This window comes from Pseudomonas canadensis, from assembly GCF_000503215.1.
Classification (GTDB): Bacteria; Pseudomonadota; Gammaproteobacteria; order Pseudomonadales; family Pseudomonadaceae; genus Aquipseudomonas; species Aquipseudomonas canadensis.
The window spans coordinates 356,891-370,533 of sequence record NZ_AYTD01000011.1; the positions used below are offsets into that span (position 1 = coordinate 356,891).

The 13,643-nt window shown below is 60.4% G+C and carries 13 protein-coding genes; 5 read left to right on the forward strand and 8 right to left on the reverse strand.

From position 1 onward, the window contains the following. Positions 1–98: 98 nt before the first annotated feature. Complete coding sequence (locus U367_RS0106725) at positions 99–704, forward strand: cysteine hydrolase (protein WP_028616253.1); 606 nt, start codon at positions 99–101, stop codon at positions 702–704. A 39-nt stretch (positions 705–743) separates the two neighbouring features. On the opposite strand, the gene U367_RS0106730 is transcribed toward U367_RS0106725, so the two are convergent. The 6 genes from U367_RS0106730 to pstS form a co-directional block, all read right to left on the reverse strand. Continuing rightward, positions 744–1,334: a hypothetical protein gene (locus U367_RS0106730; RefSeq protein ID WP_028616254.1), complete on the reverse strand. Its 591-nt coding sequence runs from the start codon at positions 1,332–1,334 to the stop codon at positions 744–746. Next, positions 1,334–2,032 (reverse strand): hypothetical protein, encoded by a 699-nt coding sequence (locus U367_RS0106735; protein WP_028616255.1) that lies wholly within the window; start codon positions 2,030–2,032, stop codon positions 1,334–1,336. Before U367_RS0106735 ends, U367_RS0106730 begins: the two co-directional genes overlap by 1 nt. Before the next feature lie 27 nt (positions 2,033–2,059). Continuing rightward, on the reverse strand, positions 2,060–2,821 hold the full coding sequence (gene pstB / locus U367_RS01000000129915; protein ID WP_010210300.1) for a phosphate ABC transporter ATP-binding protein PstB: 762 nt from the start codon (positions 2,819–2,821) through the stop codon (positions 2,060–2,062). A 76-nt stretch (positions 2,822–2,897) separates the two neighbouring features. Beyond that, positions 2,898–3,791: a phosphate ABC transporter permease PstA gene (gene pstA, locus U367_RS0106745; RefSeq protein WP_028616256.1), complete on the reverse strand. Its 894-nt coding sequence runs from the start codon at positions 3,789–3,791 to the stop codon at positions 2,898–2,900. Next, positions 3,791–4,756 carry a phosphate ABC transporter permease subunit PstC gene (gene pstC, locus U367_RS0106750; RefSeq protein WP_016978032.1) on the reverse strand — a complete coding sequence of 322 codons (966 nt, stop codon included), beginning with the start codon at positions 4,754–4,756 and terminating at the stop codon, positions 3,791–3,793. Before pstC ends, pstA begins: the two co-directional genes overlap by 1 nt. 73 nt (positions 4,757–4,829) lie before the next feature. Next, positions 4,830–5,858 (reverse strand): phosphate ABC transporter substrate-binding protein PstS, encoded by a 1,029-nt coding sequence (gene pstS / locus U367_RS0106755; RefSeq protein ID WP_016978033.1) that lies wholly within the window; start codon positions 5,856–5,858, stop codon positions 4,830–4,832. Positions 5,859–6,042: 184 nt separating this feature from the next. Between pstS and ppk2 the strand changes: the two genes are divergently transcribed. Next, positions 6,043–6,960 carry a polyphosphate kinase 2 gene (gene ppk2, locus U367_RS0106760; protein ID WP_028616257.1) on the forward strand — a complete coding sequence of 306 codons (918 nt, stop codon included), beginning with the start codon at positions 6,043–6,045 and terminating at the stop codon, positions 6,958–6,960. A gap of 15 nt (positions 6,961–6,975) precedes the next feature. Here ppk2 and treS read toward each other — a convergent pair whose 3' ends face one another. Next, positions 6,976–9,039 carry a maltose alpha-D-glucosyltransferase gene (treS, locus tag U367_RS0106765; RefSeq protein ID WP_028616258.1) on the reverse strand — a complete coding sequence of 688 codons (2,064 nt, stop codon included), beginning with the start codon at positions 9,037–9,039 and terminating at the stop codon, positions 6,976–6,978. An 87-nt stretch (positions 9,040–9,126) separates the two neighbouring features. Next, complete coding sequence (locus tag U367_RS0106770) at positions 9,127–9,885, reverse strand: AraC family transcriptional regulator (protein WP_028616259.1); 759 nt, start codon at positions 9,883–9,885, stop codon at positions 9,127–9,129. 186 nt (positions 9,886–10,071) lie between these two features. On the opposite strand from U367_RS0106770, the gene U367_RS0106775 reads away from it, so the two are divergent. The 3 genes from U367_RS0106775 to U367_RS0106785 are packed head-to-tail and all read left to right on the forward strand — an operon-like array spanning position 10,072 to position 13,622. Next, entirely contained in the window at positions 10,072–11,691 is a 1,620-nt protein-coding gene (locus tag U367_RS0106775) for an APC family permease (protein ID WP_028616260.1), read from the forward strand. 14 nt (positions 11,692–11,705) lie between these two features. Then, positions 11,706–12,632, forward strand: a complete 927-nt coding sequence (locus tag U367_RS0106780) for a 4-hydroxyproline epimerase (RefSeq protein WP_028616261.1) — start codon at positions 11,706–11,708, stop codon at positions 12,630–12,632. A 42-nt stretch (positions 12,633–12,674) separates the two neighbouring features. Continuing rightward, the gene (locus U367_RS0106785; protein ID WP_028616262.1) at positions 12,675–13,622 is read left to right on the forward strand and encodes a dihydrodipicolinate synthase family protein; all 948 of its coding nucleotides are present in this window, start codon (positions 12,675–12,677) and stop codon (positions 13,620–13,622) included. Positions 13,623–13,643: the final 21 nt, after the last annotated feature.

Here is a 13,643-nt window from a genome sequence, read left to right on the forward strand (position 1 = left end):
ACTACTCGACGACAGACTCCGTCGCTGGCGCTGGTTTCTTGGATTCAGTGAATATACTCTGAAGGGTCCAATTCAGTGATATCTCTCGGAGCCTCATCATGAATCCAAACGCCACCGCACTTGTCCTGATCGAGTTCCAAAACGACTTCACCACCGCAGGTGGCGTGTTTCATGACGCCGTCAAAGACGTGATGCACCAGTCCGACATGTTGGCCAACACCGCGACGACCGTGCAACAGGCACGCGCGCTGGGCGTGAAGATCATTCACCTGCCGATCCAGTTCGCTGAGGGCTACCCGGAACTGACGAAGCGTGACTATGGAATCTTGAAGGGCGTTGCCGATGGCGCAGCTTTCCTTTCCGGCAGTTGGGGCGCCGAGATGACCGAGGCGATCAGCCATGAGCCCGGGGATATACTTGTGGAAGGCAAGCGCGGGTTGGATGGCTTCGCAACCACGGGTTTGGACTTGGTGCTGCGCAACAATGGCATCCAGAACCTGGTGGTGGCGGGATTCCTGACCAACTGCTGCGTCGAAGGCACAGTTCGATCAGGTTATGAGAAGGGTTACAACGTGGTGACGCTGGCCGACTGCACAGCGACGTTCACCGACGAACAGCAAAAGGCGGCCGAAAACTTCACGCTGTCGATGTTTTCGAAGGTGTTGCGCCATACTGAGTTTCTTGGGGCGTTGAACAACCAGTAAACACGAGGGGCGACTGATCAATCAGTCGCCCCATTTGTTTTATCCGTTCAACGTCAGCCCTGGATAAGCCCGTACAGGGACTTTGTGCCTCTGGGGCTGTTGGCGAGCCAGCTGCGCCTGGACCTGTGCAACAGCCTCCAACACACGCTGCGCCCACTGCTCATCTTGCGGGTCCACGACCACCACGCGAAACCCGTGGTCGAAGCCTTCAAGCTGAACACCTTCAGAATCATCAACATGCAAATCGATATCGAAGGCCGGTGGGAATTTTGACGGTGTACTCGTCAGCCCGCGTTCGGTCAGGGCCTGGTTATGTCGCACGCTGTTGACCACGCCGTCGACATGGATGCCGTACAGCAACAACCAACGGCGGATGTAGGACGGCGTGCGGCCGGACGAGGTGTAGACCCAGACACTGCAGCCCTGGCGACGCAGCTCACGGGTCAAAGAGCGCGTTCCGCTGCGCAGGGGCTCACCCAACCAACGGTGCACACACGCCGGCAAGCGGCTGTGTTCGGTCGCACTGTGGTGGAGCTGGCAGGCCAGTGTGTCGTCGATGTCGAACGAAATACGGATTCGCTGACGCTTGAACACACGCTTGATCGTGTCGAGCACTGGGTACCTTCCCATCAATGGCCCCCTAGGTGGGCGGGCGCTGGTGTGTCGCTCAGGAAAAACTCGGTTGGGTCTGGGGCGTTATCTTCCAGGAACGCTGCGTATTTTTTCTTGATCTTGGGCAATTCGTACAAGGCCATGACGCCATGCTTGGCGGAGTTGCGTATCACCGAGGACGGGTTGAAATAACCCTCGGCGTTGTCCAGGGTCAGCACAAACGGTGGTAACCCCTCGCGCATCAGCAGGTAACTGACGATCAGCGACCCACTGCGGTGATTGCCTTCAATGAATAACTGCGGCTTGCTCAGGACCCGCACGTAGACCCCGGCTGCTCGCTTCCATACGGATTCGTTATGGTGCTTGCAATACCAGTTGTACAGATCCTTGATGCCACCTTCGACATTGTTGAAAAAGTGCACTTCGGTCGCTGCCAGGTGTTGCGCGTATTCCTGCCGGCGTACCGGGTCTTTGCCACAGAGCACCGTGGCATTGATCTCCAGCATCAGGTTCAGTTGCTGGAGGTCGAACAGGTCGACACCGCGCGCAACATAGTCGTCAATCAGGGCATAACCTTCAAGCACATTCTGCAGCACTTCGTCTGTCAGCGGGTCGCGTGGCTCGGTGAAGTCCCGGCTGAGCTGGGCAAAACGGGCCTGGACCTCACGCAGTGCGCGTTCGATCGCCGCCAGATCAAGACGATGTGTTGCAGGCATTGGCATTCCTGAAAGACGGTGCATGGTTCAGCTGAACTTGCCGCTGATGTAGTCCCCGGTCATTTGCTCACGCGGGTTTTCAAAAATCTGCGCGGTCGGGCCCATTTCCACTAGATAACCGGTACGGGTGCCCTGGGAGATGTCCACCGAGAAAAACGCGGTGGTGTCGGCCACACGGATCGCCTGCTGCATGTTGTGGGTGACCAGCGCGATGGTGTAATCCTTTTTCAACTCGACCATCAGCTCTTCGACACGGCGCGTGGCGATAGGGTCGAGCGCCGAGCAAGGTTCGTCCAACAGCAGCACTTCCGGCTCGGTCGCGATGGCGCGGGCGATGCACAGGCGTTGCTGCTGGCCGCCGGACAGCGAGAGGCCGCTGACCTTGAGCTTGTCCTTGACCTCATCCCACAACGCCGCGCCTTGCAGCGCGTGCTTGACGCGGTCGCCCAGGTCGCCCTTATAGCGATTCAGGCGCAGGCCAAAGGCCACGTTGTCAAAAATGCTCATCGAAAAAGGGTTCGGCTGCTGGAACACCATGCCGATGTAACGGCGTACGACCACCGGATCAACGCCCTTGCCGTACACGTCCTGGCCGAGGAAATGCACGTGGCCTTCGAAACGGAAACCTTTCACCAGGTCGTTCATGCGGTTGAGGCTACGCAGCACAGTCGACTTGCCACAGCCGGACGGCCCGATGAAGCCGGTGATCTTGTTTTTCTCGATTGGCACATGGCTATCACGCACCGCCATGAAGTTGCCGTAGAAAATCTTGTCCAGCTTGCAGTCCATGACCACAGGTGCCTGGGTGACAAACGGAGCGGCTTTTTGCGCAGTTGAGACGTTCAAAATTCAGGTGCTCCCGTTCTTAGTACTTGGGCTTGCCGAAAATACGGCTCACGATATTCACGACCAGCACGATCATTACCAGCACCAACGAGGCCGCCCATGCGAGCTCGAGCTGGTTGTCGAAAGGCATGCCGGAGAAGTTGTAAATCAACACGGCAAGCGACGCCGTCGGATTCATGACCGCCAGGCTGCCGTCGTGGTAGATCCAGTAGTTACTGAACAGCGCGGTAAACAACAGAGGTGCGGTTTCGCCGGCGGCACGTGCTACAGCGAGCATCACGCCGGTCAGGATCGCGGGCATGCCGGTGGGCAAGACGATTTTCCAGATCACCTGCGAGCGGGTGCAGCCCATGCCGTACGCCGCGTCCTTCATGATCTTGGGCACCATCTTCATCGACTCTTCAGCCGTCAGCACCACGATTGGCAGCATCAGCACCGCCAGCGCCACACCACCGGCCGGCGCCGAGTAGGTTCCGGTGGTCATCACCACCAAGGCGTAGGCGAACACACCCGCCAGGATCGATGGCAAGCCGGTGAGCATCTTGGCGGCAAAGCGCGAGGCGTTGGCCAGTTTGCTGTCCGGGCCCAGCTCCGCAAGGAAGATGGCAGCCAGGATGCCAACCGGCACGGCGATGGCGGCAGCAATACCGACCATCACGAACGTACCGGCCATGGCGTTGCCGAAGCCACCGCCGGTCTCGAAGCCGGTGGGTGGCAGTTCAGTGAACACTTCCAGGCTCAGGCGTGCGCCGCCACGGGTGATCAGCATGTAGAGCACGGAAATCAACGGCACACTGGCCAGCAGCGCACCGAGCCACACCAGCGTGGTCAGCACCAGGCTGCGCAATGCGCGGCCTTCGAACCGGCGCTGCAGGCTAGGCATGGCGGTGATAGGCGTAGAGAGATCAGTCATTATTTGGTACCCCGCTGGGCGTAGACCATGATCATCGAACCGATGATGTTCACCAGCAGCGTGATAAACATCAGGACCAGTGCGGCGTACATCAACACTTCGATCTCGTTCGGGCCGGCTTCGGGGAAGTTCAGCGCCAACAAGGCCGCCAGGGTGTTGGCCGGTGCAAACAGCGAAAGCGAGATGTTGTTCGCGTTGCCCACCAGCATGGCCAGGGCCATGGTTTCACCCAGGGCGCGACCGAGGCCTAGCACGAGGGAACCGAAGATGCCGGTCGCGGCGGATGGCACCATCACTTTGAGAATCGCTTCCCAGTGGGTGGTGCCCATGCCGTAGGCGGCCTGCTTGGTTTTCATCGGCACACCGGTGAGAGCATCCTGGGAAACAGCGGCAATGGTCGGCAGAATCATGATGGCTAGCACCAGCGCCGCCGGCAGCAGGCCCGGTCCGCTCAGGGATGTGCCGAAAAACGGGATCCAGCCCAGTTCAGTGTTCAGCCACGCAGTCAGCGGGCGGATGGCCGGGATCACCACATATATGCCCCAGAGGCCGTAGACCACGCTGGGGATGGCTGCGAGCAGTTCAACGATGGTGCGAAACACCGCCGCGAGTTTTGCCGGCAGGAAATCCTGGGTGAGAAAAATCGCCATGCTGACGCCGAAAAAACCTGCGATCAACAACGCGATGAGGGCGCTGTAAAGCGTGCCCCAAATAGCTGGCAGAATGCCGTACTTGCCTTGGTTAACGTCCCAGACACTGCCGAACAGCACATCAAAACCGTGCTTTTCCATGCCGGGAAGTGCCTTGCGTCCTACTTCGAAGACCAGCGCGAAAACCAGCGCCAGCACCAGCACTACGCCTATGCGTGCAAGTGCACGGAAGGTGCGGTCAACCAGGAAATCCTTCGTAGAGGGTGGCTGGCACGCAGAATCCGGGTTAACCGGTACGACAAAAGGTGTGTTCATTGGCTAATTCCGGAACAAGGGGGGAACGCTCCCGGCATGGCTGACAGCCCATACCGGGAGCGGCCTGGCGGCCTTACTGGATGTTGGCGGAAGCTTTGCGAACTTGATCGACAACCGATGGAGGCAGTGGGATGTAGCCCATCGAGTCGGCGATTTTCTGACCTTCGGTCAGGCTGTACTCGACCATTTCACGCATGGCTTTGGCTTTGGCTGGGTTGCCGTTGTCCTTGCGGAAGATCATCCAGGTGTAGGAAGTGATCGGGTAGGACTTGGCGCCATCCGGGTCCGGCAGCCAGGCCACCAGGCTTTCCGGCATTTTCACCGCAGCCAGGGCTTCGGCGCCGCTCTCGGCGTTCGGTACCACGTATTTGCCGGCCTTGTTCTGCAGCTGGGCAAAGTCAACCTTAGCCAGTTTGGCGAAGCCGTATTCGATGTAGCCGATCGCGCCTGGGGTCTGGCGCACAGTGGCGGTCACACCATCGTTCTTCGGCGATTTGATGAACTTGTCGCTGGCGGGCCAGTTGACGGTGTTGCCTTCGCCCAGGTCTTTCTGGAACTCAGGGTTGATCGCTGCCAAGTGCTTGGTGAACACAGCGGTGGTGCCGCTGGAGTCTGCACGTACGACTACGGTGATCGGCATGTCTGGCAGTTTCAGGCCTGGGTTGGCGGCAGCGATCTTCGGATCGTTCCACTTGGTGATCTTGCCCAGGAAGATGTTGGAGTACACATCGCGTGGCAATTTGAGCTCTTTAGGATTGCCCGGCAGATTGAACGCCAACACGATTTCACCGGCAGTCATCGGCAGCAGTTGCGCGCCTTCGGCAACCTTGGCGATGTCTTCGTCTTTCATGGCCGAGTCGCTGGCGGCGAAGTCGACGGTTTTGTTCAGGAAGTCCTGTACGCCCGCACCGCTACCTTTGGATTGGTAATCAACGGTGACACCCTCGGTCTTCTTGCTGAAATCCTTGAACCAGGTGAGGTAGATCGGGGCTGGGAAACTCGCACCGGAACCGGTGAGGCGGATGCTCTCGGCAGCAAACACCGAGGTGGCACTGAGAGAAACCGCAACGGCGAGTGCAGCAGACTTCATCAGACGTTTCATTAAGGAAAATCCTTGTGATTTCGGGCCCGGGAACTCTGCAACATTCTTGTTACGGTTTTATGAACGTGGAGTGGCAAAACGCCTGGTTGTCCCCCTCTCCCACCGCAATCACGGCATTTGATGTCATTGGTTAGTAACAAAATGCGACTAAGACTTTGCCATCCCCACCACGCGAGTTCCGCCCATGTCCTCAATAGAAGATGCCTTGATGCAGCGCATCCATCGTGAATTGCTGGATCACAGTGACGAAGAGCTGGAACTGGAGTTATCCGAAGACGGGCACGACCTCAACGCACTGTTTGACGAGCACGTCGGTGAAAGCGCCGAGAAAGCCGCGCGCAGGATTTATTTCAGCGAACTGTTCCGCCTGCAAGGCGAACTGGTGAAATTGCAGAGCTGGGTGGTAAAGACCGGTCACAAAGTGGTGATCCTGTTCGAAGGGCGCGATGCCGCCGGTAAAGGAGGCGTGATCAAGCGCATCACTCAACGCCTGAACCCCAGGGTCTGCCGAGTCGCCGCCCTGCCCGCGCCGAATGACCGCGAGCAGACCCAGTGGTACTTCCAGCGCTACGTTTCGCACCTGCCAGCCGCCGGCGAAATCGTGCTGTTCGACCGCAGCTGGTACAACCGCGCTGGCGTCGAGCAGGTCATGGGGTTTTGCAACGCGGACCAGTACGAAGAATTCTTCCGCACCGTGCCCGAGTTCGAGCGCATGCTCGCCCGCTCCGGTATTCAACTGATCAAGTACTGGTTTTCGATTTCCGACCAGGAGCAGCACCTGCGTTTTCTCAGCCGCATTCACGACCCGCTCAAGCAATGGAAACTCAGCCCCATGGACCTGGAGTCGCGTCGCCGTTGGGAAGCCTATACCAAAGCCAAGGAAATCATGCTCGAGCGCACCCACATTGCCGAAGCGCCGTGGTGGGTGGTGCAGGCCGATGACAAGAAAAAAGCCCGGCTCAACTGCATCCACCACTTGCTTGGGCAGATGCCGTATGAGGAAGTCGAGCTACCGGTGATCGAACTGCCGCAGCGCGTGCGGCAGGAGGATTACTCGCGCAACCCGACCCCGCCGGAATTGATCGTGCCCCAGCTCTATTGATCTTGGGGGGGGTGGTCACAGTGGCGAACTACTGACCACCCGCAGCGCCAACCCTTCGTACGCATCCAGGGTGATGGTGAATTCACCCTCCGCCGTCAGGTCGCCCTCCACCCTCTCGTTGATGATGTCCACCACCATCCCGGCAGCGATATCCGGCAAATGCAGGGTTTCGGTGATGGGTGTGGCACCGAAGTTCAGCGCGGTAATTTGCGTGCCTTTGCCGGCCGGTAATTCATGGACCATCACCAGCAACGCCGAGTTTTCAACCTCCGGCACTAAAATTTGGCGGCTGGCGGCGATGTCGTAGGCACGGCGCACAGCGAGGATTTTCTGCAGTTGCGAGGCGAAGGATTCCGGATCCTGCAACTGGCTGTTCAAGCTGCCATAGAGGCTTTTCGAACGCGGCATATGGCCCGCCGAAAGCTCCGCATCCGGGTTCAGGTCCACCAGGTCATAAGCCCCGCGATGAATCCAGCGGGTATCGCCATCCTGCATCAAGTGCTCGACCTCTTCAGCCGCCAGCGGCAGCGCGCCCGCCAAGTCCCAACCCGACAAGGCAAACACGCCCGGCTGCATCGCGTTGTACATCACCAACAGTAAATGGATCTGGCGGATCTGCTGGATATCCGCAGCGGTGATCGCCTCCAGATCACGAATGCCCAGCGCCGCCGTGATAATGCTCGCGGTGGTGCACGACACGCCATTGGTCACGAACTTGAGGTTATACGGCGCGTGCTCACCTGCCAGACGCTCGTACATCTGTTCGCGAATGTGCTCACGCAGGATATTGCCGGGGAAGGTCTGCCCCTGGTACAGGAACGTATCATGGGCGTGCAGGGTCCAGAAATGCACCAACTCCAGCGTCAGCTCATCGTGGTTCTGCAACGCATGGATCAGCGAGCCTGGGTCGATGCCCTGGCGGTGCATTTCGCGCAGCATCAGGCGCAGGAACTCGGCATCGCCCATCAGCAGCGCGTGCTGGTACGCGGGGCGGGTGATGAAGTCATAGGACAGGTCGGCACCGCCATGGGACATCGAGGCAATGTCGTCCACGGTGAGGTTCAACTCCTGAAAACTGAAACCGCCCGCCTTGCGAATCGCACCGCCGAGCAACTGGTTGCCGGTAATCGACAGTGGATGGCTCTCGGACCAGGCCGTGCCGTCCAGCTTGCGCTCCACACCGAGAAAACCATTGGCGTCCAGGCGCAGGATCTTCGCGCCCATCACGTCGATGGCGTGCAGCGCATCACCGATGATCATCTGCTGTGCGGCAAAAGTCGGGTCCAGCCAGTTCAGCGACGGCTGGCCTTCCTTGAAGTAATGCAGGTACACCCAGCGACGCGGCTTGCCGTCCACGCCCAGCACTACGTCCGTCGCGCTCCAGTCGGTTTCCTTGACGCCGGGTTCGAAGAAGATCACCCGCTGCAACTGACCGACGATGTAGTGTTTGTCACGCAACGCATCGACCTGGGCGGGGCTGAGGTTCTGCGCGTCACGGCCTTCAGCGACGTCGGGCAACAGCGCCCAGTCCTCCTCGCGGATTTCTACCATGTGGTACAGGCCGGGATAGTCCTCGTAGGCCATCTCGGCCAGGCGGAAATCCGCGCCCTTGCCGGTGTGGGACGGGATCACATCGTCGATGATCACCGCATTGTGCGCCGCCGCCATGCGCGTCAACGCCTGCAACTGCGCCTCGGTGCCCAACTGCGGGTCGATCTCGAAACTGATGCGGTCGAAATTACCATCGATAGTTGGCGTGTGCTGCGTGCCCTTCAGGCCGCCGGACTTCTTCAGCGGGCCATTGTGGATGCCCTGGATGCCGATCTTCGACAACGCCTGCCACAGCGCCTCATCCCCCAAAGCCTCCAGCACCGTGCCGCCCTCGCGGGTCACGATGGACGCCGGGTACGCGGTAAACCACACCGACGACAGGGCCGAAGCATCACGGGGCCGGGTCTGCGCATACGGCTGTTGCCACAACCGGCCCTGGCCCGAATAGAGCTTGGCCCGCTGGCGTGCCGCGTGCAGCATCGATTGTTCCACCAGCCAGTTCACATGGTTGTTTTCAGCCGCCGTCATATGCCTGATCCCTGTTGTCGTCCAAAGGTTGCTCGTAAGCATAGGAGCCACAACCGGGGCCATTCGTTGCATTGCAATGTGGGGCGACTACTCCAACTGCCGATACTGCCTCGGCGTAAACCCCGTCGACGCCTTGAACTGGCGGGTAAACGCGCTGTGGTCGGTATACCCGCACTGCAACGCCACTTCGGTGATCGGCAGATCGGTGTGCAACAGCTGGTGCGCATGCTCCAGCCGCACTTTCTGGATCATCTGCCGTGGCGTGAGGTGGAACACGCGCTTGCAGTAGCGCTCCAACTGCGCCACCGAAATCCCTGCGATCCGTGTCAATTCACCCAAGGGCACACGACGGTTGAAGTGCGCGCGGATGTGCGCGTCCACGGCGGCCAGGCGCTGGTACGCCGGGTGGCTTTCGCTGGCGGTCTGCAGGTCGACCGAGATACCGGCCAGGCCAATGATCGCGCCCGAATGGTTGTACAGCGGCCACTTGTGGGTCAAACACCAGCCGGGTTCGCGGGTGCCGTACAAGTGCAGTTCCAGCTGATCTTCCAGCACAAAGCCCTGCTCCAGCACGCGCCGGTCCTGTTCGGTGTACCCCGGCCCCAGTTGTGCGGGGAAGACTTCGGCACTGGTCTTGCCCAGCAGCGGTTGCAACTGCTTGAGGCCGCAGCGCTGCACCAGGGTGCGGTTGGCGAGCACATAGCGGGCCCGGGTGTCCTTGATGAAAATCGCCGCATTGGGGATCACGTCCAGCATCGGCAATAGCTGCGTGACACTGCCCAATAACTGTTCGATGTCTTGGGGGTTGCTCCCTTGGCAAAGGGTCGCAAACGCGCTCTGCATCATGACGGTTGCTCCCATTGTTTGCCTGGACGACTAGCAGATTGCCCGATGCCCGGCGCCCTGTCGAGCCACCAAAACTGTGCTGATTTCGTCATCGATGCCAGCAAAAAACATCAATCGCGCCGCCGTTCATGAGTTCACTCTATGGCCACTGCATGCCTATCCAATAACTCACAAGAAGGCGACGCTATGTCAGCTCAAGGCAAGTTCAAGAAACAGCTTTCCCTGATGGACCTGACCTTTATCGGGTTGGGTGCCATCTTTGGTTCGGGCTGGTTGTTCGCAGCCAGCCACGTATCCGCAATCGCAGGCCCGGCGGGCATTATTTCCTGGCTCATCGGTGGTTTCGCGGTACTGCTGCTGGGCATTGTGTACTGCGAACTGGGCGCCGCATTGCCGCGTGCCGGCGGCGTGGTGCGCTACCCGGTCTACTCCCATGGCCCGCTGTTGGGCTACCTGATGGGTTTCATTACCCTGATTGCGTTTTCCAGCCTGGTGGCCATCGAAGTGGTCGCCTCGCGGCAGTACGCAGCGGCGTGGTTTCCGGAGCTGACCAAGGCCGGTTCCAGCGACCCGACCACCTTGGGTTGGCTGGTGCAATTCGCCCTGCTGTGCCTGTTCTTCGTGCTCAATTACCGCAGCGTGAAGACCTTCGCCATCGCCAACAACCTGGTGAGCGTGTTCAAGTTCATCGTACCGTTGCTGGTGATCGGCGTGCTCTTCACCTTCTTCAAACCGGCGAACTTCCAGGTGCAGGGTTTCGCGCCGTTTGGGCTGTCGGGCATCGAGATGGCGGTGTCGGCCGGCGGGGTGATTTTTGCCTACCTGGGGCTGACGCCGATCATCTCGGTGGCCAGTGAAGTGAAGAACCCGCAACGCACGATTCCAATTGCCTTGATCCTTTCGGTGTTGTTGTCGACCGCGATCTACGTGCTGCTGCAAACCGCCTTCCTCGGTGGCGTGCCCACGGAAATGCTTGCCAATGGTTGGGCCGGGATCAGCAAGGAACTGGCGCTGCCCTACCGCGATATCGCCCTGGCGTTGGGCGTGGGCTGGTTGGCCTATCTGGTGGTGGCCGACGCCGTGATCTCCCCCAGCGGCTGCGGCAATATCTACATGAATGCCACGCCCCGTGTGGTGTATGGCTGGGCGCAGACCGGCACGTTCTTCAAGATTTTCACGCGTATCGATGAGAAGTCCGGCATTCCACGGCCCGCGCTATGGCTGACCTTTGGCTTGTCGGTGTTCTGGACCCTGCCGTTCCCGTCCTGGGAAGCACTGATCAATGTGGTGTCTGCGGCGCTGATCCTCAGCTACGCCGTGGCCCCGGTTACTGTTGCCGCGCTGCGTCGCAATGCACCGCAGATGGCGCGGCCGTTCCGGGTCAAGGGCATGGCGGTGCTGGGCCCGCTGTCGTTCATCATCGCCGCACTGATTGTGTACTGGTCTGGCTGGGGCACGGTGTCGTGGCTGCTCGGCCTGCAGATCCTGATGTTCGTGGTGTACCTGCTGTGCGCACGCTGGGTGCCGACCGCACACATCAACCTCAAGCAGCAAGTGCGCTCGTCTGCCTGGCTGATCGGCTTTTACGCGGTGACGATCCTGCTGTCCAAGCTCGGCAGTTTTGGCGGCATCGGCGTGATCAGCCACCCGCTCGACACGATTGTCGTCGCCGTTTGCGCACTCGGCATTTACTACTGGGGCGCAGCCACTGGCGTGCCGGCTCACCTGGTACGGCTGGAACACGAAGCCGATGAAAGCGAAGCGGTCGACGAACCTCACGCGCCGCTGACACCCGCGACTTACTGATTCAGGAGCCTTTTATGAAGCGACTGCATGTGATCGACTCCCACACCGGCGGCGAACCGACGCGCCTGGTCATGAGCGGTTTCCCGGCGCTGAACGGCGCGACGATTGCCGATCAACTGCACAGCCTGCGCACCGAGCATGATCAATGGCGCCGCGCCTGCCTGCTGGAGCCGCGTGGCAATGATGTACTGGTGGGCGCGCTGTATTGCGAGCCCGTTACGCCAGGCGCGATCTGTGGCGTGATCTTCTTCAACAACGCCGGTTACCTCGGCATGTGCGGCCACGGCACCATCGGTCTGGTTGCGTCGCTGCACCACCTGGGCCGTATCCAGCCCGGCGTGCACACGATCGACACGCCCGTTGGCCCGGTGGCGGCCACGCTGCACGAAGACGGCAGCGTAACCCTGCGCAATGTGCCTGCCTATCGCCTGCGCCAGCAGGTGCCGGTGCAAGTGCCGGGGCATGGCGTGGCCTACGGCGATATCGCCTGGGGCGGCAACTGGTTTTTCCTGGTGTCGGACCATGGCCAACGCTTGCAGATGGACAACGTGGATGCGCTTACCGACTACACCTGGGCGATGCTCAAGGCCTTGGAAGAGCAAGGCATTCACGGTGCAGACGGTGCACTGATCGATCACATCGAGTTGTTCGCCGATGACGACCTTGCCGACAGCCGCAACTTCGTGATGTGCCCCGGTAAAGCCTACGACCGCTCGCCCTGCGGCACCGGCACCAGCGCCAAGCTGGCCTGCCTGGCCGCCGATGAAAAACTCAAGCCGGGTGAAACCTGGACCCAGGCCAGCATCACCGGCAGCCAATTCGAAGGCCGCTACGAATGGGACGGCGAGCACATCCGCCCCTTCATCACTGGCAGCGCCTACATGACCGCCGACAGCACCTTGCTGATCGACGAGCGTGACCCTTTTGCCTGGGGCATCTGAACCCTTCCCTGTTTGTACTGAACGTTCCAAGGAGTTAGAACAATGAGCGACAACATCTTCACCGGCTGCATCCCCGCCCTGATGACCCCGTGCACCGCCGAGCGCAAGCCGGACTTCGACGCCCTGGTCGCCAAGGGCCGCGAGTTGATCGATATCGGCATGAGTGCCGTGGTGTACTGCGGCTCCATGGGCGACTGGCCGTTGCTCACCGAGGCCGAACGCCAGGAAGGCGTGGCACGCCTGGTGGCAGCCGGTGTGCCGACCATCGTTGGCACCGGCGCGGTCAACAGCCGCGAAGCCGTGGCCCATGCTGCCCATGCGGCCAAGGTCGGCGCCCATGGCCTGATGGTGATTCCGCGCGTGCTGTCCCGTGGTGCCTCGGCCACCGCGCAAAAGGCGCACTTCTCGGCCATCCTCAAGGCCGCGCCGAATTTGCCGGCGGTGATCTACAACAGCCCCTACTACGGGTTCGCCACCCGCGCCGACCTGTTCTTCGAACTGCGCCGCGAACACCCGAACCTGATCGGCTTCAAGGAATTTGGCGGCGGTGCCGACCTGCGCTACGCCGCCGAACACATCACCTCCCAGGACGATAACGTGACCTTGATGGTCGGCGTGGACACCCAGGTGGTGCACGGCTTCGTCAACTGTAACGCCACCGGCGCCATTACCGGCATCGGCAACGCGCTGCCCCGGGAAGTGTTGCAATTGGTGGCCTTGAGCAAAAAAGCCGCCAAGGGCGATGCCAAGGCCCGTCGCCAGGCCCATGAGCTGGAAGCGGCGCTGGCGGTGCTGTCGTCGTTCGATGAAGGCTGCGACCTGGTGCTGTATTACAAGCACTTGATGGTGCTCAACGGTGATAAAGGCTACGCCCTGCACTTCAACGACACCGACGCGCTCAGCGACGCGCAACGTCGTTACGCCGAAAACCAGTACGCGCTGTTCCGCCAGTGGTACGCCACCTGGTCGGCGGAACAGAACGTCGCCTGACCCCTTGCGCGCCGCTGCGGT

What these genes read in the sequence shown, in the direction of transcription:
- pstC (WP_016978032.1), bottom strand. Translation starts at nt 4,756, where the DNA reads ATGAACACACCTTTTGTCGTACCGGTTAACCCGGATTCTGCGTGCCAG.
- ppk2 (WP_028616257.1), top strand. Translation starts at nt 6,043, where the DNA reads ATGTCCTCAATAGAAGATGCCTTGATGCAGCGCATCCATCGTGAATTG.
- U367_RS0106780 (WP_028616261.1), top strand. Translation starts at nt 11,706, where the DNA reads ATGAAGCGACTGCATGTGATCGACTCCCACACCGGCGGCGAACCGACG.
- U367_RS0106770 (WP_028616259.1), bottom strand. Translation starts at nt 9,885, where the DNA reads ATGATGCAGAGCGCGTTTGCGACCCTTTGCCAAGGGAGCAACCCCCAA.
- pstA (WP_028616256.1), bottom strand. Translation starts at nt 3,791, where the DNA reads ATGACTGATCTCTCTACGCCTATCACCGCCATGCCTAGCCTGCAGCGC.
- treS (WP_028616258.1), bottom strand. Translation starts at nt 9,039, where the DNA reads ATGACGGCGGCTGAAAACAACCATGTGAACTGGCTGGTGGAACAATCG.
- pstS (WP_016978033.1), bottom strand. Translation starts at nt 5,858, where the DNA reads ATGAAACGTCTGATGAAGTCTGCTGCACTCGCCGTTGCGGTTTCTCTC.
- pstB (WP_010210300.1), bottom strand. Translation starts at nt 2,821, where the DNA reads ATGGACTGCAAGCTGGACAAGATTTTCTACGGCAACTTCATGGCGGTG.
- U367_RS0106730 (WP_028616254.1), bottom strand. Translation starts at nt 1,334, where the DNA reads ATGGGAAGGTACCCAGTGCTCGACACGATCAAGCGTGTGTTCAAGCGT.
- U367_RS0106735 (WP_028616255.1), bottom strand. Translation starts at nt 2,032, where the DNA reads ATGCCTGCAACACATCGTCTTGATCTGGCGGCGATCGAACGCGCACTG.
- U367_RS0106785 (WP_028616262.1), top strand. Translation starts at nt 12,675, where the DNA reads ATGAGCGACAACATCTTCACCGGCTGCATCCCCGCCCTGATGACCCCG.
- U367_RS0106775 (WP_028616260.1), top strand. Translation starts at nt 10,072, where the DNA reads ATGTCAGCTCAAGGCAAGTTCAAGAAACAGCTTTCCCTGATGGACCTG.
- U367_RS0106725 (WP_028616253.1), top strand. Translation starts at nt 99, where the DNA reads ATGAATCCAAACGCCACCGCACTTGTCCTGATCGAGTTCCAAAACGAC.